Source organism: Thermococcus chitonophagus (assembly GCF_002214605.1).
GTDB lineage: Archaea > Methanobacteriota_B > Thermococci > Thermococcales > Thermococcaceae > Pyrococcus > Pyrococcus chitonophagus.
This window is the reverse complement of record NZ_CP015193.1, coordinates 70,906-93,832: the sequence shown is the minus strand read 5'-3', so window position 1 is coordinate 93,832 and position 22,927 is coordinate 70,906. Positions and strand designations below refer to the sequence as shown.

Genomic DNA, 22,927 nt, shown 5'->3' with positions numbered 1-22,927 from the left:
GGATTAACATGAAGACAAAGTACATACCCTACTTGCTTCTCTTGCCAGCGATAGCATATCTCTTGTTCTTCATTGGTTATCCCTTAGTTCAGGCTCTATACTTGGCCTTCACGAAAAATGGAGCTTTCTCTCTTGATACGGTCAGAAGAGCGACATCAGATCCTACTTTCTGGCAAGCTCTCAAGTACACTATACTGCTCGCGATAGCTATCGTGCCGGTTCAGCTAATTCTTGCGTTAATATTGGCATTAGCGGTTAATAGAGCATTTAAAGGTAAGGATCTCACGATATACGCTTTAATAATCCCACTCACGATCAGCGATGTTGCCGCGGGCTTAATCTGGTATACGATGCTCTCTGATTATGGTTTTATGAACAAGCTACTTCTGAACTTAGGCCTTATCTCTCAGCCGATCCACTTCTTTGGATATGAATACAGGATGATGGAGTTCCTGGCTATAGTTATAGCTGAAGTCTGGAGGGCCACGGCGATAGTCTTCGTTATAATCCTTGCTGGTTTGCAGATGATCAGCAAGGAGTACCTTGAGGCAGCCGAAGTGTTCGGTGCCGGTTACTGGACGAGGCTCAGGAAGATCGTGATTCCAATGCTAAAGCCGAGCATCCAGAGCGCCCTGATCATTAGAACGCTGTTCGCAATGCAGGTCTTTGGTGTCGTCTGGATATTGGCTGGAAGAGACATTCCCGTTCTGGCTGGAGAGGGATTCTATCAGCTGACGGAGATTAAAGACTACGGGGTTGCGTCAATCTATGCATTAACCATCGCATTGCTCTCGATAATCCTGGGGGCCCTGTACGTTAAGTTCCTGAAAGCTGAGTACTTGGAGGTGAGGACATGAACGACAAAACTAAGTTCATGCTAAAGAAAATAGCATTTTACGCGTTCATTTTTACTGTCGTTGCGTGGATACTTGTACCGATAATAGTTTCAGCTCTTTATGCTTTCTCGACTAAGCAGGACTACTATGACCCCCATAAGGTGATCCCAACGCACTTCACGACAGAATGGGTCAAGACTATACTCTTCACCCTGGGGGCTTGGGACGGAATAAAGAACAGCGTTATCGTTGCGGTACTTACGATCATAATAAGCTTTGCTCTTGGTATTCCGGCGGGATACGCAATTGCAAGGTACGCATTTAAGGGTAAAGACACTATAAAGCTCTCGATAATAGCCCTGAGGATGTTCCCCATTCCCGTCATGGCAATTCCGTTGGTTGTGCTGTACATAAAGCTCAACCTGATTGACACGCTGTTGGGAGTTGCTTTGGCTCACACGGCAATGGCCCTCCCCTTTGTAGTCCTGATAACCTCAAGCATCTTTGCTGGGGTTGATAAGGAGCTAGAGGAGGCGGCAATGGTTTTCGGCCTGACGAGGTTTGGTGCCTTCAAGAGCATTACCCTGCCATTGGCGCTCCCAGGTTTGGCGGCTGCCGCAATGTTCACTTTCGTTATGAGCTGGAACGAAGTGTTTGTAGCATCAATCTTAACCCTGAAGAACAGAACGTTACCCGCTCAAATACTCTCCATAGTTGCTGGGGCAGCGGGAGGTGCTGCTCCAGCTTACTACAAATTCGCTGCTGCATTCATAATGATACTACCAGCGATGCTGTTCATATTCTTCGCGAGGAGGTACCTCGTGACGATGTGGGGAATAACCTTGAGGTGATAAAGATGGTTGAGGTTAGGCTTGAAAACCTAACGAAGAAGTTTGGAGACTTCACCGCGGTAAATAAGCTCAACCTAACGATCAAGGATGGAGAATTCCTGGTTTTGCTGGGGCCGAGCGGTTGTGGGAAGACTACAACATTAAGGATGATAGCTGGTCTAGAGGAGCCAACTGAGGGGAAGATCTACTTTGGCGATAGGGATGTGACTTACCTCCCACCCAAGGACAGGAACATAAGCATGGTCTTCCAGAGCTATGCGGTCTGGCCTCACATGACAGTCTACGATAACATAGCCTTCCCATTAAAGATAAAGAAGGTTCCTAAGGAGGAGATTGACAAAAAAGTTAGATGGGCCGCTGAGCTTCTCCAGATAGAGAACCTTCTCGATAGATATCCTGCCCAGCTCTCTGGAGGCCAGAGGCAGAGGGTTGCAGTTGCTAGAGCAATCGTAGTTGAGCCTGACGTGCTCCTAATGGATGAGCCCTTGAGCAACTTGGATGCGAAGCTGAGAGTTGCTATGAGGGCCGAGATAAAGAAGCTCCAGCAGAGGCTCAAGGTTACCACGATCTACGTGACCCATGACCAAGTTGAGGCAATGACTATGGGAGACAGGATTGCGGTAATGAATCAGGGAAAGTTGCTCCAAGTTGGCCCACCAACTGAGGTTTACCTGAATCCAAAGTCGGTGTTCGTGGCGACGTTCATTGGTGCTCCTGAGATGAACATCTTGGAGGTCTCCGTTAGGGAGAACCACCTGGAGGGGAGAGGGTTCAAGATTGAGTTGCCCCAGGATATAATGGATCTTCTGAAGGACTACATGGGCAAAGATGTTCTCTTTGGAATAAGGCCAGAGCACATGATAATCGAGGGAATCGGTGAGATGGCCCATATGAAGAGAACAACCAAGGTTAAAGGCAGGGTTGATTTCGTTGAGGCTTTAGGTACCGATACTATAGTTCACGTGGTTATCGGTGACGAGCTAATCAAGGTTAAGCTCCCAGGACACATTCCACTAGAGGTCGGAAAGGAAGTAAACGTGGTCATGGATGTTGACAGGATCCATATATTTGACAAATCTACAGAGGAAGCTATAGTATAATTGTCAAAATGACATTACATAATTCTTTAGACCTTTGCTTTCTTTATTTAATCTCTTTCATGTTGTCAGGTTGACAGTTATATTTTCTGGACTTGGACATGCTGATATATTTTTATTCTAATACTTGGTGATTTGCTGGCTATTATATCCACAATAGCTATAACCTGAAGACTCAATAACCCAGACTTGGACAAAATATCCAAGGAGGGTAAAATATGGAAAAAGTTTCAGACATGATTCACGAATACGCAAGGTGGGGGAGCTTAGACGTCTTGGAGAACGCAAATAGATACCCTGGGCCGAGCGGTTTCTTTGCCTATGTAATGGAGGAATCACTGAAGGACAGCATAAATCTGATTCCCGAGGTTGGGAGAAAGGCTCACTTTAATGGAGATATATACATTCACAAGCTCCCATACAGTCTCTACATCCCGTACTGTACGGGGCACAGCATATCTCGGTTGCTTAAGAAGGGCCTGAAGACGCCAACTATAATCTCAAGGCCCGCAAGACACTTCGACACCTTCGTTGATCACGTAGCGAATTACCTGATAACCCTTCAGCACTACTTCTCCGGGGCCCAGGCCTTCAGTAGCGTTGAGTGGTATGCCGGACCATTCATAAGGAAGGAGAACCTCGATAGGAGGAAGATAAGGCAGAACATTCAAAGGTTAGTCTACAACCTAAACTATCCCACGAGAATAGGACTCCAAACACCTTTCACGAACTTCACGGTAACGCTCGATGCCCCAAAGAAGATGCTTGATGGTGATCATGCGGTTTACGACGGGAAGGAAATTGAACCCTTGGGAGAGTACGAGAAGGAAGCTAAGGAATTCTTCATAGCATTGACGGAAGTTCTTAGGGAGGGAGACGCTATAGGTCAGCCCTTTACGTTTCCTATCCCAACGCTCATGGTTACCGCGGATATGATATGGAATGACCCAGAGGTGTTTGAGGCTGTCTTTACAACCGCAGCGAAAAGGGGAAGCTTCTATTGGCTGAATACGAACGTTGTAGATCCTGATGCGAGCTACTCGATGTGCTGCAGGTTGAATATCAACAAAAACGAACTCTTATACGCTTTTAGCCTAAGTGGGAAGAGTGCTGAGGAGGAGGCCCTTGAAAAACTTGAGAGACAGCGTTTTGGCGGATTATGGGCCATGCCAGACGTCACTGGCTCAGTAAACGTCACCACCATTAACCTTCCAAGGATAGCCCTTAAGGCTAAGGACGACGATAAGTTCTGGGAGGAGTACGAGAGGGTTCTTGAAGTGGTTAGGATAACCACGGACTGGTTCAGGGAGAGGTATCTGGCCCTTATAAGGAACTACCCCCACATGTACAGCATGATAATCAACTACCTCGAGGAGTTCCCCTCAAGCCACTTCAACACGATTGGGATCCTTGGACTTCCTGAGGCTGCAGCAATCTACCTTAACGATCCAAAGCTCTGGACAGAAGGTTCGAGAAGGGACTGGCTCAAGGCGGCTGAACTCATGAAGGAAATGGTTGAGTTTGCAACTTCAAAGGCTAGGGAATGGATGAGAAAAACTGGGACTCCTTGGAACGTTGAGGAGGTTCCTGGGGAAAGCGCTGCCGCTAAACTTGCTATAAAGGACTTAAGGGAGTTTCCAGAGCTTAAGGAGTACCTCAGCGACCCGGAGAATCCAATTTATTCAACGAGCATCGCTCCATACTACGGCTCCCTTGAGCTTGGCGACAGGATAAGGATAGAGGAGAAGGTTCAGAAGAGCTTCACCGGGGGAGTAATGATGCACATATTCCTGGGGGAGGAGCCTGATCCCGAGGCTCTAGCGAAGCTGACCAAGAGGCTCATGAGGACTGAGCTCGTTTACTGGAGCTACACTCCAGCGATAACCGTCTGCAACAAGTGCGGCTATTCAACCACAGGCCTGCACACGCACTGCCCCAGGTGTGGAAGCGAGGACGTTGAGATTTGGAGCAGGATCATCGGCTACTACAGGCCCTTGAAGAACTGGAATCCCTTCAGAAAGAAGGAGTTCTGGACGAGGAGGCACTACAGGGGTGGTTGAATGCTTACCAGCGGATGGAAAGCGGTAAGCATGGTCGACGTTCACGGAAAGGTGACTTTCACCCTGTGGCTCTGCGGGTGTAACCTCAAGTGCCCATTCTGTCACAACTGGAGGATAGCCGAGAGGGAGGAGTGCTTTGAACTGCCCAGGGATGCAATGCTCGAGGAGCTCTCCTCCCACTCTTTCCTAATTGATTACTTTCACATTACGGGCGGGGAGCCCTTAATGCAGTGGAGGGAACTGAAGGGTCTTTTAGAAGACGTGAAACCTTTAGCGGATGTCAGTTTGAACACTAACCTGACGATAGTAGGGCCTTTGGACGAGCTACTAAAGTCTGGGCTTGTGGATCATATAGCCACAGACATAAAGGCCCCTCCCCATGAGCTTTATGGCCTCCCAAAAAATGCTAGTAGGAAGCTTTGGGAGCTATTCCTCAGAGGTCTTAGAGTGGTTTCTGAATACAGCATCCCGATAGAGCTCAGAATTCCAGTCCCTAAAGGATTTAACGTTATTTCGTGGGTTGAAGAGGCCCTTAAACACGTGAACACGGACTTCTACGTTGTCCTGAATCCCCTAGTTGGCAGACCTCTAACAAACCCCAGGGATGAGGAATGGTGCTCTCGGCATTGCTGGCCGGTGGAGGAGGTGCTCAAGCTAAAAGAATTCCTTGAAAATTCCGGAGTGAGGGTGTACGTATCTGAATATCTCCTAAAAAATAGTGAAGAGAGAAGTCGGTTATCCGGAGAACTTTCTGCTTCCGAACTCTAAGTATTTCTCTTCTAACTCTTTTTCTAACTCCGCTAGATTTTCCCTTATGAAGGAACACTTGAGTATCTCCCTATCCCCTCTACTAGTTTCAAGGTAAATGCTTGCTTCTTTGATTTTCTTCGTGTTGGGGTCGTACGTTATGTTGGCCTCAATATACTTTATCGTCCATGGTCCCGTAGTTATGTCTCCCATCTCATCATATCCAAACTTTCTGAGTACATGCAGTATGCACTCTCCGTTGCACTTGACTTCCTGTTTGGTTTCGTTGAACTTCAGCTTGTCAGAGAGGGCGAACATTATCTCCCCATAGGGGTAGGCTATCCTCTTTGCCACTGTAAAGTTAAACTCTTTAGTGCTCTTATAGGGCTGTGTTGTGTTTCCAATCCTCATTTCAACGAAGAGAGTTCCAGTACCGTTTTCCCATATGATTATTGACTTTGAGGACCAGTTGGTATCTCCCATACTCTTGGACTCCCTATAAGTCAGTACCCTCTTGGGAGTTACGACTGCTTTTCCAGTAGAGAGTGCGAGATATGAGGTTTTGTTAAACAGCTTTATCTCCCATGTTGCTCCAAAGTTGGTTTCATTATCAAGAACTGACAGGAGCTCCGCTCTTATGTTCTTGGGGTTTTCTGATTTAGTTGCTGTCGTTGAACTTTTTTCTTCTATGCACCCACTTAACACAACTATCGAAGCAAGTACAAAAATCAACAGCCACTTAACTTTCACCTTTGTTCCCCATCTCACGACTTCTTATTAATATATAACAATTTGCATTGATGTTGCCAGCATCGAAAAGTTTATAAGCAACACTAAGGAACCTATGGGTGGAAGATACAACTAGTAACTAAAACCCCTAAGGGGGCCAAAATAAAAAATAAGGGAGGTGGGCGGAAATGGCCCAGTTAGCAGGTCAACCGATTCTAATTCTACCTGAAGGAACCCAGAGGTATGTTGGTAGGGATGCTCAGAGAATGAACATCCTTGCCGCTAGAATTGTTGCCGAGACAATAAGGACGACCCTTGGTCCAAAGGGTATGGACAAGATGCTCGTTGACAGCCTCGGTGACATCGTCATCACCAACGACGGTGCCACCATACTCGACGAGATGGACATCCAGCACCCAGCTGCAAAGATGATGGTTGAGGTTGCAAAGACCCAGGACAAGGAGGCCGGTGATGGAACAACTACGGCAGTAGTTATTGCCGGTGAGCTCCTGAAGAAGGCCGAGGAGTTACTCGACCAGAACATACACCCAAGTATAATCATCAAGGGTTACACCCTCGCAGCCCAGAAGGCTCAGGAGATCCTCGACAGCATAGCTAAGGATGTCAAGCCTGACGACGAGGAGATACTCCTTAAGGCTGCAATGACATCAATAACCGGTAAGGCTGCCGAGGAGGAGAGGGAGTACCTCGCCAAGCTCGCCGTTGAGGCTGTCAAGCTCGTTGCCGAGGAGAAGGACGGCAAGTACAAGGTAGACATTGACAACATTAAGTTCGAGAAGAAGGAGGGTGGCTCAGTAAGTGACACCAAGCTCATCAGAGGTGTCGTCATTGACAAGGAGGTTGTCCACCCAGGAATGCCCAAGAGGGTTGAGAAGGCCAAGATCGCACTCATAAACGACGCCCTCGAGGTCAAGGAGACTGAGACCGATGCAGAGATAAGGATCACCAGCCCAGAGCAGCTCCAGGCCTTCCTCGAGCAGGAGGAGAGGATGCTCAAGGAGATGGTCGACAAGATCAAGGAAGTCGGAGCTAACGTAGTCTTCGTCCAGAAGGGTATTGACGACCTCGCACAGCACTACCTAGCCAAGTACGGAATCCTTGCGGTCAGGAGAGTCAAGAAGAGCGACATGGAGAAGCTCGCCAAGGCTACCGGAGCTAAGATCGTCACCAACATAAGAGACCTCACGCCAGAGGACCTCGGTGAGGCTGAGCTCGTCGAGGAGAGGAAGGTTGCCGGAGAGAACATGATCTTCGTCGAGGGTTGCAAGAACCCCAAGGCTGTAACAATACTTATCAGGGGTGGAACCGAGCACGTCGTTGACGAGGTCGAGAGGGCCCTTGAGGATGCCGTCAAGGTCGTCAAGGACATCCTCGAGGACGGTAAGATCATCGCCGGTGGAGGTGCAGCCGAGATCGAGCTCAGCATCAAGCTCGATGAGTACGCCAAGGAAGTCGGTGGCAAGGAGCAGCTCGCCATCGAGGCCTTCGCCGAGGCCCTCAAGGTTATACCGAGGACCCTTGCAGAGAACGCCGGTCTTGACCCAATTGAGACCCTCGTGAAGGTCATAGCTGCCCACAAGGAGAAGGGACCAACCATCGGAATTGACGTCTACGAGGGCGAGCCAGCTGACATGATGGAGAGGGGTGTCATCGAGCCAGTGAGGGTCAAGAAGCAGGCAATTAAGAGCGCCAGTGAGGCAGCAATAATGATCCTCAGGATCGACGACGTCATTGCGGCCCAGAAGCTCGAGAAGGAGAAGGAAGGAGAGAAGGGCGGAAGCTCAGGAAGTGACATGGACAGTGAATTCTGAAGCCTCTTCCTAATTCTTTCAAACTTTTCTAGCTTTACATTTGCAAATTCTCCCGAAGATTTTCGTCATATGTTCATAAAATTCTCCGATAATTTTTAGAGTGACGTATTCTTTGGGTGTTGGGTGGGCGTAGTGATACCGAGGATTATGAGTACTCAACACCCAGACAACTATTCAATACCCTTCTTTTCGCACTCACCAGTTTTAGGGGGAGAGGATGAAATAACGGAGGCATTCTACGCTTATAGTGTTCTCGGCGCCGATGAGCAGATGTGGGACTTTGAGGGAAAGGAAGTTGATGAGTTCGTGGTTAAGAAGTTGCTCGAGAGGTACCCAATGTTCTTCAGAAAGAACATCCTGGGAAAGGACTTGAGGCTAACTCCTAGGGTTCCTAACCCAACCGTTGAAAAGGCTGAGGCAAAGCTTCTCCTTGAAACCTTACAGGGCATCACAAGGGCTGCCGACTATGCTAGGCTATTCTATAATGATTCTATAGCCCCAATATTTGAAGTAATCCTACCAATGACAACGAGTTCAGCTGAACTTGAGAGGGTTTATTCCCTGTACAAGAGGATAGTGAGTATAAGCGATGAGTTAATACATGATGTGACTGTTAGGGAATGGATAGGGGAATTTTATCCCAAAGAAATTAGAGTCATTCCGCTCTTTGAAACCAAATCTGCCCTTCTAAAGTCTTCAAGGATCGTAAAGGAGTATTTGGATGGAAAGGACTTCGAGTATCAGAGGGTGTTCTTTGCAAGGAGCGATCCTGCAATGAACTATGGTCTCATAACGGCTGTAACATACGTGAAGAAAGCATTATATGAGCTCTCGAAGTTAGAAGAGGAACTTTCAATTCCCCTTTATCCGATAGTTGGTGTTGGAGGGCCACCCTTCAGGGGAGGAATGAGGCCTGACAACGTTGATGCCGTGCTTAGAGAATATCCAAGCGTTCAAACTTACACGATTCAGAGCTCATTCAAATTTGATAATCCCGCTAGAGAGGTAGTTAAGGCCGTTGATAAGATAAAAGCCACTAAAAGGGGAAAACCAATTCCAGTAGAGATACCAGACTTCCTTATGGAGTATGAAGTTGAATATCAAAGTCAGATAAAAATTCTAGCTCCTCACATAAGAAGAATGGCATCAAAGATACCAGACAGAAGGAGGAGGAAGCTTCATATTGGCCTCTTTGGATATGCTAGGAAGGTCAACGGACAAGCCCTACCCAGGGCCATTAAGTTTACGGCTTCCCTATATTCAATAGGTCTTCCACCCGAGCTTCTAGCATTGAACGCTATTAGTGATAAGCAGCTTGAAAAGATCTCAGAATACTATCTCAATGTTTACGAGGATCTCGAGTTTGCAATGCAGTTCTTCTCCTACAAAGTGGCTGAGGAAGTCGGGTTGAAGAAGTTGGCTGATAGAATTAGGGAGTTCAAACCTGATATCCATGAGGAGTACGTGAGGGAAGCTGAGTCAGTGTTCAAGGGTGAAGGTGATGTCATGAAGTTAGCTCAAATGAGGGGCTTCCTGGGATGACGAAAGTTGTATAAATTCCTTTCAAACTTTTATTTGGGACGGGGAATGAGAGTCGCTGTAATCGGCGGGGGTTTAGCTGGATTGACTGCTTCAATATCCTTGGCGAGGAGAGGCGTTGATGTAACAATTATAGGTCCAAAATCAAAGGATTCAAATTCCTATTTAGCTCAGGCTGGTATAGCCTTTCCAATACTCGATGGTGATTCTCCATATTCTCACTTTATCGATACTATAAGAGCGGGCAAGTACCTAAACGATGAAGCTGCAGTCTGGAGTATTATCTCTAAGGCTCCAGAGGCTTACGACTTCTTGATTTCCTTGGGAGTTACATTTACAGGGAATGAACTTGAGGGAGGACATTCTTATCCGAGGGTGTTTACGATAAAAAGTGAGACTGGAAAGCATATGATTCCGGTTCTCGAAAAGCACGCTAAGGAGCTTGGAGTGAATTTCATGAGGAAGTTCGCCGAGGAAGTTGGAATTAAGGGAAAGAAGCTGGCAGGGGTATTTGTGGGGGGAGAGTTACTGAAGTTTGATGCAGTTGTTATAGCAACTGGAGGATTTTCGGGCCTCTATAGATTCACCGCTGGGGTTCAATCTAATTTAGGCCTTCTGATAGGGGACGTTGCAATGAAAGGCGTTCCTTTGAGGGATATTGAGTTTATACAGTTCCATCCTACGGGCTTCGTTGGCAGGAGGACTTACCTGATAAGCGAGGCAGTGAGGGGAGCTGGGGCCAAGCTTGTTACTGGAGACGGTGAGAGGTTCGTTAATGAGCTTGAAACTAGGGACATAGTTGCGAGGGCGATCTATCTAAAAATGTTGGAGGGGAAGGGTGTTTTCTTGGATGCGAGGGGAATAGAAGACTTTAGGGAGAGGTTTCCATACATCTACTCATTTTTGAGGAAGGAAGGGATAGACCCCAGGAAAGATCCGATACCAATAACACCTGTCGCCCATTATACTATGGGTGGAATAAGTGTTGACCTATTTTACAGAACGAGGATAAAGGGACTATACGCGATAGGGGAAGCTGCATGCAATGGGTTCCATGGGGCCAATAGGTTAGCCAGTAACTCACTCCTCGAGTGCGTAGTTTCTGGACTGGAAGTTTCTAGAACCATATTGAGGGAGAAGCCTGCAAGGGAGGTTAGTGATGCTCCCTATAGAGGTTATGAACTTGGAGACGTTGATTCTTTGAGAGCCTTGATGTGGGATCATGCTGGGATAGTTAGGGATTCCGATAGCTTAAAAGAAGGCATCAAGAAGCTTGATAATATTGAGGTTGATCCAAGACTAAAGTTACTTGCTGAAGCAGTTCTAAAATGTGCATTAAAAAGGGAGGAAAGCAGGGGAGCTCACTACAGGAAGGATTATCCAATGATGAGGGAAGAGTTCAGGAGATCAAGCTTTTTTCTCGGTAAGTGCTTCCCTTAACTTACTTTAAACCTTTTAATTATCGGAATTAGACTAAGCACTGTACCTTTTATCTCTTGGGCCAGCTCCTTTATTTCTTCCATTATCCTTTCTTGCTCCTGTATTGTTGAGGTTACTTCTTCTGTTGATGCAGTGGTTTCTTCAGCACTCGCTGCTAGATTCTCCATAGCTTTTAAGGCTTTTTCAGCTTCTTCTCTGGTCTTAATTATACTCTCCTTTACATCATTTAACTTTGGCGCGATCTCGTTGATGAGCATTGATATATTACTGAGATATTCTATAGTGTCCCTTAGACTTTCAGAACTTTGTGTAACGGTTTCAACACTTCTTTCCGTTAGTTCTACAGCATCTTCAATTTTCTTAGCAATTTTATTAATAATCACCCTTATATTTTCTGCAGCACCCTTGCTTTCCTCTGCAAGACCTCTAATCTCCTGAGCTACTACAGCAAAACCTTTCCCAGCTTCTCCTGCTCTCGCAGCCTCTATGGCGGCATTTAAAGCCAGGAGGTTTGTCTGTTCTGCTATGTTGGTTATAACGTCTGTTATGCTTGCTATGTTCCTGCTCATTTCCCTTATCCCATCTACGGCCTCTTTTACTAACTCGATAGTTTCCTGGATACTCTTAATCTGCTTTGCCGATACTTCGCTCTTTTCTTTTCCCTCCCCTGCTATTTCGACTATCTCTCTCATAGATGCTTCAAACTCCTCAACAGATTGAACACTTGTGTTACTCAGCTCTTCGACGATTCTCATTCCCTCAACGACTTCGTTGATGCTTTCTTGTTGTCTCTGGGCTTCAATTGCTATTTGATTTATAGCGTCATTTATTTGGGCCATTGAACTGACTCCCTGCTCTGAAATATCTAGAAGCTTCTTGGAACTTTCATTTAGAACATCTATAAGGCCTTTCACGGTCTTGATCATATCTACTAAGTTAGACTTCAGCTTTTCAAGGGCTTCATGCACTTTCGAGAATTCGCCTTCCCTACTAGAAAGTGAAGCTGTTAAATCACCCTGGCTTAGCTTTGTAATATACTCGACTAACAGTCTCAGTTCACTTTCCAAACTCTTCTTTCTCTTAATATTCTCTTCATACGTGGCTACGAATTTCCTAGTTATCCCTGAAGTATATCTGAATAAGGCAAATGCAATTCCAACACTAGCTATTGATATTATAATCAGGAACATTTCGAGTATCTTCACTTTCTTATTGTATGTGCTACTGTACAGTCCGACTGCAGTATTCATCTCTGTTAAAAGTTCGAGATTATGTTCTATAATATAATCAAGGGCCTCTTTGAACTCTTTTGAATCTCTGGGAGAAGTGATTATTATTTGGATGTTCTTGTAGAAAGGATCCCATAGGTTTTTAACTTTCTCAAGTTGTGTCTTTACATTAGGAGGAGCCGGGGGAATAACATAATATCTATCATGGATATAGACCTTTCCTCCATTTAACAATGCATTTAGTGACTCGTCAAACAATTTCGCTGTCTCTCCTAGGGTTTTTCGATACTCGTCTCGGCCGAGGGCTACTATCAACGCTTCTTTACTCATCTTCTGAGTTAACATCCTTTGTCTTCCTGCGACATCTATAACTATTCCATCTGATTTTGATTTCTCAATATACATGAAAACGCCAGATACAGAGGCGATGTTTAAAAGTAACATTATGACTATTCCAATCTTTACGGCCTTCTCAACGTTCATAGCCTTTCCCCATTTCTTAATTATCGAAGCTAGGACATATAATCGCTTTGTGTAGCCCTCTATGTAGGTGATAGTCCTATAATTCTTTTTTCAGTTAAATATTATCCATACAGTTCGAAGTTCAAAATTTCAAGACCTCTAAATATCCCTGAGGGTTACTATTCATTAATGTCCAGCAAGGTTTTAATTTGGAACATTGATAATGTCTTCAGGTGAGCTCATGGATTTGAAGGAGCTAATGGAAGAAGTTGAGAAGTTAAAAAAAGAGAGAAACGCCGTAATTCTTGCTCACAACTATCAACTGCCAGAAGTTCAGGATGTTGCGGATTTCGTTGGGGACAGCTTGGAGCTGGCAAGGAAGGCAACAAAGGTTGATGCTGATGTAATAGTGTTCGCTGGAGTGGACTTCATGGCGGAAACTGCGAAGATACTGAATCCGGACAAGACAGTTCTAATTCCAACTAGAAAGGCGACATGTGCCATGGCAAACATGCTCAAGGTTAGGCACATACTTGAGGCCAAAAAGAAGTATCCCAATGCCCCAGTAGTTTTGTACGTTAATAGCACCGCCGAGACCAAAGCTTATGCCGACGTCACGGTTACATCAGCAAACGCTGTGGAGATCGTGAGAAAGCTCGATTCAGACGTTGTTATATTTGGACCCGATAAAAACTTGGCTCATTACGTTGCAAAAGTCACGGGGAAGAAGGTTATACCTGTCCCTCCGAACGGTCACTGCTACGTTCACCAGAAGTTTACCGTTGAAGACGTTGAGAGGGCCAAGAAACTTCACCCAAATGCTAAGCTGATGGTTCATCCCGAGTGCATTCCTGATGTTCAGGAGAGGGCTGACATAATAGTCTCAACTGGTGGAATGATAAAGAGGGCCTGCGAGCACGACGAGTGGGTTGTCTTCACCGAGAGGGAGATGGTCTACAGGCTGAAGAAGCTTTATCCAGAGAAGAAGTTCTATCCCGCGAGAGCAGATGCGGTCTGCATTGGAATGAAGGCTATAACCCTAAGGCACGTCTATGAATCATTGAGGGATATGAAGTTTGAAGTCATAGTTCCAGAGGACATAGCTGAGAAGGCGAGAAGGGCCATAGAGAGAATGCTTGAAATGAGCTAGTCAAGCCAGTATAAAAACTCTGGAATTTCCGATCCTTTTAGAACCTTAACATCCTTTGGATAACGCCCTCTTTTTTCTCCAGACTTAACTTCTACTTTCAAATTCCTGGCTATTGCATCTATCTCATATGAGTTCCTATAGTAGAAAATTTCCCCGAATTTTCTGTAGAGATGCTCCTGAACTAACCATTCATAGAGTGTGGCCCTCTCAACCTCTCGTCTGGACCACATTTCTAACGCCTTTGCTATTAGCGGGTCCCTTATCACTATCTTTCTCTCCTTTCGCGGGTATATCTTTCCATCAAGGCCCAGGTACTGTACTTGAAGTATTAAGCGGAAGGCTTCAAGTATCTCGATGTAGTCCCTTACGGTGTGAGGAGAAATGCCCACGGCTTTTGCTATCGTGTTGAAAGAAATTGGAGAGGGTGCTCTTTCTATTATCTCCCCTATTATATCCCTGGCTAGCTCTGTAGAGCGGTTGAGGGTTTTCAAATCAGCTTTTAAAAAGCCTATGAGATCCTCGAGTTTTAGTGTCCCGTTAAGGTACGCTAGATAACCTCCAGTTTCAAGGTACTGGTGAAATATGTCTTCTCCTTTTGAGGGAAAGAACTCCTCGTAGAATATCCGATAGTAGTCATGGAAGCTTAGAGGCATGACTTCAATAGTCTTTCCATGACCTCTTCTCCCTCCAAACGTCTCAAAGTGTCGTCCGAGAGTTATCCCCACTGAGCCCGTTACCGTGATGACATCAGTAGCAACTTCCCCCCTATCTATGAGGAACTTTATCGCTCTCCACCAGTCTTCGACGAGAGTCACCTCGTCAAGGAAAATGAAAGCGGTCTTTACTCTTTTCTTTTTCTTCAGCTTTAAATAGGATGTTAGGATATCAAGGAGGTCTTTGTAGTCCTCCAGAACATCGCAACTAAAGTAAAAGATTGCATAGCGATTTTCAACCCTTTTCACTAGTTCCTTAATTAGGAGCTTTACCCCAAGTGTTTTTCCAACTCTCCTTGGGCCGATGACGAAATTTAGGGAAAAGGGTTTCAGAGATATTTCATTAAGCCATTTCGGTTTAATTCTATATGTAAGATTCTCAAAGAACTCCCAGTCCCTGTCCGGTTCGTTAAACCACCATGGGTTTTGCAACTCGAGCATGTGCAGTTATACTGAAAATATATTTATAAAAATTGTGCAGTACTACTGCAAAGGTATTTATAAATACATTTGCAGTCACGATGCAAAAATATTTGGAAAGCATGATAAAGCTCCCAGCTTGTAAATGGTTCGGGTGGTGCGATGATTCCCCTTCAGTACCTCCTAAGGTTCCTTGAAGAGGACACCCCCTATGGGGACGTTACAAGTGAAGCGGTAATTCCGGAGAATGTAAACGCTAAGGCGGTAATTATCGCAAAGCAGGACGGGATTATTGCTGGAGTTGAGGAGGCTAAAGCCCTGTTCGAGCACTTTGGCGTTAGGGTTTCAGTTAAAAAGAAGGATGGTGAGGAAGTAAGGAAGGGTGACGTCATTCTAGAGCTTGAGGGCAATGCTAGGGCCATACTTTTGGTTGAGAGGACGGCCCTAAACATAATGGGCAGGATGAGTGGCATAGCTACAGAGACCAGGAAGTTAGTTGAGAAAGTTAGAAAAGTGAATCCCAATGTGAAGGTTGCCGGAACGAGGAAAAGCCTCCTAAGGCTCTTGGATAAGAAGGCCATAATGATCGGTGGGGGAGAGCCTCATAGGTTTTCCCTCAGCGATGCAATACTAATAAAGGATAACCACTTGGCCTTAGTCCCGCTGGAAGAAGCAATAAAGCGGGCCAAGGCGTTCAGCGTTTACAAAATAGTGGAGGTAGAGGTTGAGAACCTGGGGGATGCTATTAGAGCGGCAGAGCTGGGGGCAGATGTTGTGATGCTCGACAACATGAAGCCCCAGGAAATAGAGAAGGTAGTAGAAGAGCTGAAGAGGAGGGGGCTGAGAGATAAAGTGAGGATAGAGGTTTCCGGTGGCATTACTCCCGAAAATATAGAGGAGTATGCTAAGCTCGATATTGACGTGATAAGCTTGGGGTACCTAACTCACTCTGTCAAGAACTTTGATGTTAGTTTGGAGATTCTTGGAGTCTTGTGAGCCTTTAATTTTAACTTAGTTGGATGATCAAATTATCAACACTTTAAGGCGTTATATTATGTAACCTAATTAAACAATTGACAACACTTTCATCAAAAAATTTATCTGCCAACGCTATATCATTAATATTGTCTTAATATTGGGGGATGAAACAATGAAAAAGTTTTATGGGATAGCCCCTGGGGCTCTATTGATACTAGTCCTTTTTGTTGCTGTGGTGGCAGGCCATATCCATGCAAGATTAGCAGAAAAGGATTGTATAGAACGCCATTGTCCTCGCTGTCCTTCAGAGTGCGGACATCGTGGCGGCTATATGTACTCCTGTGGTCCTTACACTTACGTTTCGTGGGCAACCCTCGAAGTATCCTGCTACTGCAAATGTGCTACTAATCGTCATGGCCCTCCAGTCCCTTCATAATTGGGGGGTGATTAAATGAATAAATTTGAGAGACTCTTTCTCCCCATATTTTTCTTCACAGTTGCAATTTTGACACCTGTGTTCCATATATTATTGCTTCATCTGGCCTTCTTCTTACACGTTGAGTGGGGAATTAACTTAGAGCCTATATTTCGAGTGTATGAAGGATATTTTAGCTTGAGAATTTCTGGTACTCCTATTTCATGGCTTATTGCAGTAGGATTGGCCTTAGTTTTTACGCATAAGGCACTTTGGAGGGCTGAATAATGCTTAAGGCACTTGCTGAAATCTTAAAGTACCATGGGAAAGTCCTCATATTTAATCCAAAGTACCTTATATCAGCTGTTGGGTTTCTGATAGTGGCGCTCTATTCAAAAAAAGAGTATAGGATCGCTTTGGAGCCTTCCCCTCTTTTGCTGTTTCTGCTTTCCCTTATTCTCATTATGGTGACGATAACCGTGAACGTGATTAAATCTGGGGCCATCTTCATGGTTCATCCCATGACGTTCAGTACTGATATACTGAAAATTGTGGCGACGATAATTAGCCAGATGCCCTTTTTAGTCTCTCTCCTCCTGCTTATAAAAATCCCCGTTGTTGCTTTAATTTGTATAATATCACTGCTCGTTATTGAAATCAGTTCGATAGCAAAAATATTCCTGGTCTTGGTAGGTTTGGCAGTTGTGGTGACCGAAAACTCTTTTGGATTTCTCATTTCATATTTGACGGTTCTACTTATCGTATTTGCTGGGAAGTTCTTCTATGAGAAGCTCGTTGATGTGTACTTTATTGCGAGAACATACATAACAACCCTCGGCATAGTCCATCGCGGAATTATAATCCTTTTTGCAATAACCCTTTTCCTTATTGTAAGGTACCTGAATTCTGTTGGCTGTCTGGTTGAACATTCTCCAACAAGTTTTGTTGTTCAGTGCTCTCCGAGGTTCTACGAGAGTGGAATGTACTTGAGATATTCCCAGCTGATTGGGTGGGCAGGTACTGTTGGTAGGATTTTTGCTTCACTAGTCTGGATGCTTTTCATGGTTCCCGATACATACCTCGACTCTCATTTAAGAGTCTTGCACTCACTTAATCCAGAGAGACTCGTAAAAAGGTTGTTCAAAGATTTGATTCAATATTTGCTGGCACTTATCACAGTAGTTGGCTTTTATGTAATAAGCGGCACCTTGGATCTTTGGAATTTCGCATATCTGGTGGTCAGCTTGGCGTTTTTTAAGGTATTGCTATCTCTGCTTCTGCCCAGTATCGAGGGAAATTTGGAGTTTTTGTGGTACTTTGGTTCCCTTTATCTTCTGCAGATGATTCCTTTAGATCTAAATGCCTTTAGGAATACTAGAATGGCCTTTGTTCTTTTAATAGCTTCTCCATTTGCTTATAGACTCCATATAATGGTTTTTAGGAGGTGTAGCCGATGGTAATAAGTGTGAGAGTGAACTCGGTACTGGGCTTCTTTGGAGTGCTGGCTCTCTATCTCGGTTATTTGGTTGTCATTATAGCTCTACTATTTTTGTCTCTCTTTCTTGGACTAGGAAAATTGAGTGGAGTAACATGGGAAATGGACATTAAATGTCTCCTCGGGTTTCTATGTGAAAAGTTGTTGGTCCCAATTGAGCTTTCTGTACTTCTTCATGAAGTCTTTCAATACATGATTATTAGAAAACCTGTTCTGGTAGAACTTAGATTATGGGAACCAGCTTTTATGTGGACTCCCATTGGGGATGTTTCAAAAAGGAAGGCTGTAGTCGCAGTAGTTTCAGGATCATTAGTTCCGCTTTTTATTGGAGTGTACTTGATAATGATTGGCATGGGCTTAGAAGCGCTCCCCTTCCTTGTAATATCCCTATCCCCAGTGATTGGAGGTGCTAGAGATGTTAAGGCTTATTGACCTGTGGGTTGGGTACTCTAGCGATCTTCCCGTACTGAGGAACATCAATTTGGAAGTTGAGAATGGAGAGGTAGCCAACTTTTATGGTGTAAACGGGATAGGAAAAACTACCCTTTTAAAGACGGTGGCAACATTTCTGAAGCCCCTAAAAGGAAGTATAACATATAATGGCAATCCAATTCAAAAAATCAGGGATAGGATATTCTTTCTTCCAGAAACTGTGAACGTTCCGTCTCTAGTCACGGGGATGGATTATGTAAGGGCTGTAACATCACTTTATGGTAGGATAGCTAGAAAAGAAGAAGTTTTGGAGGCTCTTAAAATTGTGAATGTTCCTGATCCTACACTTAGGCTTGGAAGGATGTCTCAAGGCATGAAGAGAAGAATCCAGCTCTCGGCGGCGCTCCTTGTTGATGCGGAATTGTTTATCCTTGATGATCCAGCGGTTGCCATTGATAGTGAATCCAAGTATGAGTTAATGGGCGAGATTTTGGAAATACTAAAGGAAAAAGGAGTTGTGCTCATGTCTTCTAGGGAGCCCTTGAATTTCTGTGATTATAATATAGACCTGAAAATGTTCTCTCCAAAATATGTTGTAAATAGCATGGGCGTTATCTAAACAAGAGGCTTCCTCCTCACGGGCCCTCTTGGATATTCCTCCTCAAATATCTCTGCGGTGAACTTGTACACCTTCGTATCTGGATCGAGCCAGCAGTCTGGAGGTAGTCCTGCCTTCCAACAAGTCTCCGCGAGAAACTCCTCCTCATCCCAGCCCCACTCTACTGGAACCTGGGGTAATAGTAAGCCGGAGTATATGCCCTTCTCCACTATTAGTCCGTCCCTTCCAACCTTGATCTTCTTTGGCCTTTCCTGAGGTGGGCCTTCTATAAGCTCTGGGGGTGTTAGAACGCTGACCTCCACGGTTAAGTTGTCCATCTCCTCCAGCTTTACTGGAGGGAACCTGGGGTCATCCACTGCTGCATATATTGCGGCTTTTATCGTTGCCTTAACCAAAGGATATATTGGTAGGGGAAAGCCTATGCATCCTCTCAGGGCCGCTTGGGGCGGAACTCCGTGCCTGTTCAGGGTAACGAAGACCCCCATCTTCTCCCATAGCTCAGGTGGCGTATCTTCTGGTGGCTTTATTTCCCTTCCGGTTCTGAGGTACTCCTCTATTGCTCTTCGGGCGAGCTTGACGAGGAATTCACCCCACTCATCTTTAATCCTGTACATCGCAACACCTCATTAGTTCTATTACTTCCTCCACTTTATTAACTTCCTTGCCCAGGATTTTCTTGATTTCGTCCTTATTCGTGCCAAGATCCTCTGATTTGAAGGTGTACAGGAAGATGTTTGTTATGTCTATCGCCAAGATACCCTCACCCTGGGGGAGTGAATCTAGGGTAGGGGATGGAAAGACTGGAATTATAGGAAGTTCCTCCCCCTTGACGTTCTTTATGTACTCGTATAGCTTCCTGAGCTCCTTTTCATGTTCTTCCCAAGCATCTATAGCCTCGAGTATGACCTCTGGGTCTCCAAGGTTTATCGCTATGTCAAAGTCCACTAGAATTAATCTGGGCAAGTTTTTGGCGAGCTCATATAGCTTTCTGCATCCTCCTTCCTTAGCTTTGTTGCACTGGCTGAGCATGTAGTTATGTAGTATGTTGAAGTACTTGGAATTCCATAGTAGAAGTTTTGGTAGGATTCCTCATACATTAGTCTCATTGTTCTTCCTTTAATTTCTTCGAGTATACTTTCTCCGGCAACTTTCCTTAAAAATAACTTCGACCATGTGGATGTCCGCAAGGTCTTCCAGAATTTCCCCAGGATCGTAGCCCATCTTTAGAAGTTTGTTCATTCCGCTTATCTCGGCATAATAGTAGAATTTCTGCCATGACGTTCTATATTTGGCTTCGATTCTGTTGAGTATCTTCTCCTTTAATAAAAGGGCTTCTTTTCTGTTTCTTACTTTAATTCTTCCTCTCATCGGAGTCTTTTGGGTGGTATTCATAATATATCATTATTTCTAGTGTGTGCCTCCCAGATTGCAGAGAGTCCGAAGAAGTAGGGTGAGCCAGGGTGCAATGATGTGGCTCCAGAAGAGCTATTCTGGTGGGGCCGCCGGGATTTGAACCCGGGTCACGGGCTCCCGAAGCCCGCAGGATAGGCCAAGCTACCCTACGGCCCCGCTCGGGAGGAACATTTTTCGTGAGGATTATAAACTTTTCTCATAAGCTCTCCCTAACCCTCCTCCTTATGTTGGGATCCCTGTCCGCAAGCTCCTTCAAGAACTCCTCAAAGCTCTTCCAGTCCGGTACTTCTTCATCGAGGTAAATTCCAGTCCTTCCAATTCTATCCCTCCTCGTGAGAACCTTAACCCTCTCCTCTACAATATCTATGCTAACCCCCAGGATTTTAGCGACCTCTGGCTCTCTTCCAACGACTTCCCTCTCTATGTGACCCTTTTCAGTAGGAATTATTAGGATAAGCTTTTTGTTCACCCCAGGAACTCTCTGCTTGGTTTTCACTCCCCATAGATCTAGCATTCCTCCCCATTTATAAAATTCAAGTTCCCTATCGGTTGGATCAACTAGGAAGAACGTGACCGTTGTCTCTTCATCTATTTCTATGTGGCCCTTTATTAGATGCCACGGAGTTGCCATCACTATTCTTCTTCTTTGGATCAAATCCCCCAAGGCCAGCTCTATCATGTAGCTTGGCACCCTGTAGGGGATTACTATGTCTATGTCACTATCCTTCCTCACGTCTCCCCTCGCAACGCTACCGTAGACGTGAGGGTCGAAGTCTTTCAAGAGCTCCATTATCTTGAGGGCTTTTTCCCTCTTCTCCCAAAGAATCCTCCACCTCTTTGGAGAATAAATTATCTCTCTTTCGTCCCAGACCCTAACTACTTTCTCCCTGGGCATCGAGAGGGTATATTGGTGAGACAATTAAAAAGCTAAGGGAAATTCTGCAGGTCATTGTGGATATTCTCTATTATTACGTCAATTGGACTTTCCCTCTTCAGTTTGCCAACCTTAACTTTAAGTTTCCAGCATACTATATGCAGGCTTCCCGAGTCTGAAAACGTTTGCAGGTACAGCTCCTTAATTTCCTGGGTGTTTTCGCAGAGATTCTCCTTGTGTCTCTCAATAAACTGGAGCATTGGCTTTGCGTTTCCATAGGCGGAGTAGTATATGACTCCCTCCACTTCGGCAATGTTTTTCAGCATCGTCGAGTTGAACTTGAGCACTGGAAAGTATGCGACTATGAGGGATCCGTTTACCTTCTCTACTTTGTTCTCGAGAAGCACTGCATTGGGGAATTTCTCTTTGAGCAACTTTTCTAGTTCTCCTTTAATTGGCTCCTCAGCTACAACCATTATGTAAATGCTGTTCGGAGGTGTCTCGTTAAACATTCTGGTGTCCATATCTTGGAAGAAGTATTCGGTTGTTGTCCCGAGGGCATTAAAGAGAACAACTATCCCTCCAAGTCCACCTATTATCATTAGGAAGACTATACTTTTAGCTTTTGCATTCATTCTAATACAATTTAAAGTAATTTATAAAAAGATTTCGAACTTCAATGGAAGCGTATTTAAAGGTTAAACGATGGGAAAGACCGGTGGTTCTGATGAAGGTCATAATGACTACAAAGATAGACAAGGCTTCAATGAACATAAAGGAAAAACTAATTGAGAATTTTGGATTTAAGGAGAGTGAAGGCTCTTTTGATGGCAATCCCCTGTACAAGAGAGGTGATATGATTATACTAACAACGAATGATGAGATGATATACTATGACAACCTCGATAGGGAAATTGAGAGGCAACTTGACTTTAAGCCTGAGGTCATAGCCTTTGCCTCGAGGCATTCAAGCAAGCAGAAGCTTCCGGCCCTAACTACTCACGTCACGGGCAACTGGGGTAAGGCAATGTACGGAGGAAAGGATGAGAGCTTTGCAGTGGCCTTGCCTACGGCAATGAAGCTCGCTTTACTTAAGATGAACGAGCTTAACGGTCTGGGTTGGACGGTTTGCTATGAGGCAACCCATCATGGGCCGAGCGAGCTAGAAGTCCCGAGCTTTTTCATCGAGATAGGGTCTAGTGAGGAAGAGTGGGTAAATGATAGGGCTGGCGAGATAATAGCAGAAACTATAATGTACGTTTTGAATGAGTATGAAAGACACCTTGGAAAGTTTAAAGTTGCTCTTGGGATTGGCGGAGGGCATTACGCTCCCAAGCAAACCAAGAGAGCGCTTGAGGGGGATATCGCATTTGGCCACATCCTCCCAAAGTACGCTCAACCTGTCTCAAAGGATATCATTTTGAAGGCCCTTAATAGATTTGCTGAGAATGTTGATGCAATATACGTTGATTGGAAGGGGAGTAGAGGAGAAACTAGACAGCTGGCGAAGACTCTTGCCCAAGAACTTGGCTTGGAGTTCATTAAAGATTAACGCAAAGTTAATTTACTTTGAATTCCAACTTATCATGATGCATC

At 45.0% G+C, this 22,927-nt stretch carries 23 protein-coding genes and 1 tRNA gene; 15 read left to right on the top strand and 9 right to left on the bottom strand.

What is annotated here, in order from left to right:
* Window positions 1–8: 8 nt before the first annotated feature.
* The 5 genes from A3L04_RS00555 (at window position 9) to A3L04_RS00535 (ending at window position 5,612) form a co-directional block, all read left to right on the top strand.
* The gene (locus tag A3L04_RS00555) at window positions 9–857 is read left to right on the top strand and encodes a carbohydrate ABC transporter permease (RefSeq protein WP_172799775.1); all 849 of its coding nucleotides are present in this window, start codon (window positions 9–11) and stop codon (window positions 855–857) included.
* The gene (locus A3L04_RS00550; protein ID WP_068575735.1) at window positions 854–1,687 is read left to right on the top strand and encodes a carbohydrate ABC transporter permease; all 834 of its coding nucleotides are present in this window, start codon (window positions 854–856) and stop codon (window positions 1,685–1,687) included. The genes A3L04_RS00555 and A3L04_RS00550 overlap by 4 nt, the downstream gene beginning before the upstream one ends.
* 5 nt (window positions 1,688–1,692) lie before the next feature.
* Complete coding sequence (locus A3L04_RS00545; protein ID WP_068575733.1) at window positions 1,693–2,787, top strand: ABC transporter ATP-binding protein; 1,095 nt, start codon at window positions 1,693–1,695, stop codon at window positions 2,785–2,787.
* Window positions 2,788–3,002: 215 nt separating this feature from the next.
* Window positions 3,003–4,844: an anaerobic ribonucleoside triphosphate reductase gene (locus tag A3L04_RS00540; protein WP_068575731.1), complete on the top strand. Its 1,842-nt coding sequence runs from the start codon at window positions 3,003–3,005 to the stop codon at window positions 4,842–4,844.
* Entirely contained in the window at window positions 4,845–5,612 is a 768-nt protein-coding gene (locus tag A3L04_RS00535; RefSeq protein WP_068575729.1) for an anaerobic ribonucleoside-triphosphate reductase activating protein, read from the top strand. It abuts the gene before it with no gap.
* On the opposite strand, the gene A3L04_RS00530 is transcribed toward A3L04_RS00535, so the two are convergent.
* Window positions 5,580–6,341: a hypothetical protein gene (locus A3L04_RS00530; RefSeq protein WP_068575727.1), complete on the bottom strand. Its 762-nt coding sequence runs from the start codon at window positions 6,339–6,341 to the stop codon at window positions 5,580–5,582. The genes A3L04_RS00535 and A3L04_RS00530 overlap by 33 nt on opposite strands.
* Before the next feature lie 167 nt (window positions 6,342–6,508).
* Here A3L04_RS00530 and thsB point away from each other — a divergent pair, with 167 nt between their 5' ends.
* From thsB to A3L04_RS00515, 3 genes are all read left to right on the top strand, one after another.
* The gene (gene thsB / locus A3L04_RS00525) at window positions 6,509–8,152 is read left to right on the top strand and encodes a thermosome subunit beta (RefSeq protein ID WP_068575725.1); all 1,644 of its coding nucleotides are present in this window, start codon (window positions 6,509–6,511) and stop codon (window positions 8,150–8,152) included.
* A gap of 132 nt (window positions 8,153–8,284) precedes the next feature.
* Window positions 8,285–9,694, top strand: coding sequence for a phosphoenolpyruvate carboxylase (gene ppcA, locus A3L04_RS00520; protein ID WP_068575722.1), 1,410 nt, complete (start codon window positions 8,285–8,287; stop codon window positions 9,692–9,694).
* A 45-nt stretch (window positions 9,695–9,739) separates the two neighbouring features.
* Window positions 9,740–11,131, top strand: coding sequence for an L-aspartate oxidase (locus A3L04_RS00515; RefSeq protein ID WP_068575720.1), 1,392 nt, complete (start codon window positions 9,740–9,742; stop codon window positions 11,129–11,131).
* On the opposite strand, the gene A3L04_RS00510 is transcribed toward A3L04_RS00515, so the two are convergent.
* The gene (locus tag A3L04_RS00510; protein WP_068575718.1) at window positions 11,128–12,843 is read right to left on the bottom strand and encodes a methyl-accepting chemotaxis protein; all 1,716 of its coding nucleotides are present in this window, start codon (window positions 12,841–12,843) and stop codon (window positions 11,128–11,130) included. The two genes, A3L04_RS00515 and A3L04_RS00510, sit on opposite strands and share 4 nt — an antisense overlap.
* 220 nt (window positions 12,844–13,063) lie before the next feature.
* Here A3L04_RS00510 and nadA point away from each other — a divergent pair, with 220 nt between their 5' ends.
* A complete protein-coding gene (nadA, locus tag A3L04_RS00505) occupies window positions 13,064–13,972 on the top strand; it encodes a quinolinate synthase NadA (protein WP_068575716.1) in 909 nt (302 codons plus the stop codon).
* Here the strand turns inward: nadA and A3L04_RS00500 are convergent.
* Entirely contained in the window at window positions 13,969–15,126 is a 1,158-nt protein-coding gene (locus A3L04_RS00500; protein ID WP_068575714.1) for an ATP-binding protein, read from the bottom strand. The genes nadA and A3L04_RS00500 overlap by 4 nt on opposite strands.
* 141 nt (window positions 15,127–15,267) lie before the next feature.
* Here A3L04_RS00500 and nadC point away from each other — a divergent pair, with 141 nt between their 5' ends.
* The 5 genes from nadC (at window position 15,268) to A3L04_RS00475 (ending at window position 19,044) form a co-directional block, all read left to right on the top strand.
* Window positions 15,268–16,101 carry a carboxylating nicotinate-nucleotide diphosphorylase gene (gene nadC / locus A3L04_RS00495; protein ID WP_068575711.1) on the top strand — a complete coding sequence of 278 codons (834 nt, stop codon included), beginning with the start codon at window positions 15,268–15,270 and terminating at the stop codon, window positions 16,099–16,101.
* Between the two features lie 433 nt (window positions 16,102–16,534).
* Entirely contained in the window at window positions 16,535–16,786 is a 252-nt protein-coding gene (locus tag A3L04_RS00490) for a hypothetical protein (protein WP_068575709.1), read from the top strand.
* Window positions 16,786–17,958 (top strand): hypothetical protein, encoded by a 1,173-nt coding sequence (locus A3L04_RS00485; protein WP_068575707.1) that lies wholly within the window; start codon window positions 16,786–16,788, stop codon window positions 17,956–17,958. Before A3L04_RS00490 ends, A3L04_RS00485 begins: the two co-directional genes overlap by 1 nt.
* Complete coding sequence (locus A3L04_RS00480) at window positions 17,952–18,425, top strand: hypothetical protein (protein ID WP_068575705.1); 474 nt, start codon at window positions 17,952–17,954, stop codon at window positions 18,423–18,425. The genes A3L04_RS00485 and A3L04_RS00480 overlap by 7 nt, the downstream gene beginning before the upstream one ends.
* Window positions 18,409–19,044 (top strand): ABC transporter ATP-binding protein, encoded by a 636-nt coding sequence (locus tag A3L04_RS00475; RefSeq protein WP_068575703.1) that lies wholly within the window; start codon window positions 18,409–18,411, stop codon window positions 19,042–19,044. Before A3L04_RS00480 ends, A3L04_RS00475 begins: the two co-directional genes overlap by 17 nt.
* Here A3L04_RS00475 and A3L04_RS00470 read toward each other — a convergent pair.
* The 6 genes from A3L04_RS00470 to A3L04_RS00445 all read right to left on the bottom strand — a co-directional run bounded on the left by A3L04_RS00470 (window position 19,041) and on the right by A3L04_RS00445 (window position 21,966).
* Window positions 19,041–19,658: a TIGR00296 family protein gene (locus A3L04_RS00470; RefSeq protein WP_068575701.1), complete on the bottom strand. Its 618-nt coding sequence runs from the start codon at window positions 19,656–19,658 to the stop codon at window positions 19,041–19,043. The two genes, A3L04_RS00475 and A3L04_RS00470, sit on opposite strands and share 4 nt — an antisense overlap.
* Window positions 19,645–20,073 carry a hypothetical protein gene (locus tag A3L04_RS00465; RefSeq protein WP_068575699.1) on the bottom strand — a complete coding sequence of 143 codons (429 nt, stop codon included), beginning with the start codon at window positions 20,071–20,073 and terminating at the stop codon, window positions 19,645–19,647. The genes A3L04_RS00470 and A3L04_RS00465 overlap by 14 nt, the downstream gene beginning before the upstream one ends.
* A gap of 87 nt (window positions 20,074–20,160) precedes the next feature.
* On the bottom strand, window positions 20,161–20,412 hold the full coding sequence (locus A3L04_RS00460; RefSeq protein ID WP_157092384.1) for a hypothetical protein: 252 nt from the start codon (window positions 20,410–20,412) through the stop codon (window positions 20,161–20,163).
* 123 nt (window positions 20,413–20,535) lie between these two features.
* Window positions 20,536–20,613, bottom strand: a tRNA-Pro gene (locus tag A3L04_RS00455).
* A gap of 40 nt (window positions 20,614–20,653) precedes the next feature.
* The gene (locus A3L04_RS00450; protein ID WP_068575695.1) at window positions 20,654–21,352 is read right to left on the bottom strand and encodes a nucleotidyltransferase domain-containing protein; all 699 of its coding nucleotides are present in this window, start codon (window positions 21,350–21,352) and stop codon (window positions 20,654–20,656) included.
* 32 nt (window positions 21,353–21,384) lie between these two features.
* Window positions 21,385–21,966, bottom strand: a complete 582-nt coding sequence (locus A3L04_RS00445) for a hypothetical protein (protein ID WP_068575693.1) — start codon at window positions 21,964–21,966, stop codon at window positions 21,385–21,387.
* A gap of 92 nt (window positions 21,967–22,058) precedes the next feature.
* Here A3L04_RS00445 and A3L04_RS00440 point away from each other — a divergent pair, with 92 nt between their 5' ends.
* Entirely contained in the window at window positions 22,059–22,883 is an 825-nt protein-coding gene (locus A3L04_RS00440) for a D-aminoacyl-tRNA deacylase (RefSeq protein WP_068575690.1), read from the top strand.
* Window positions 22,884–22,927: the final 44 nt, after the last annotated feature.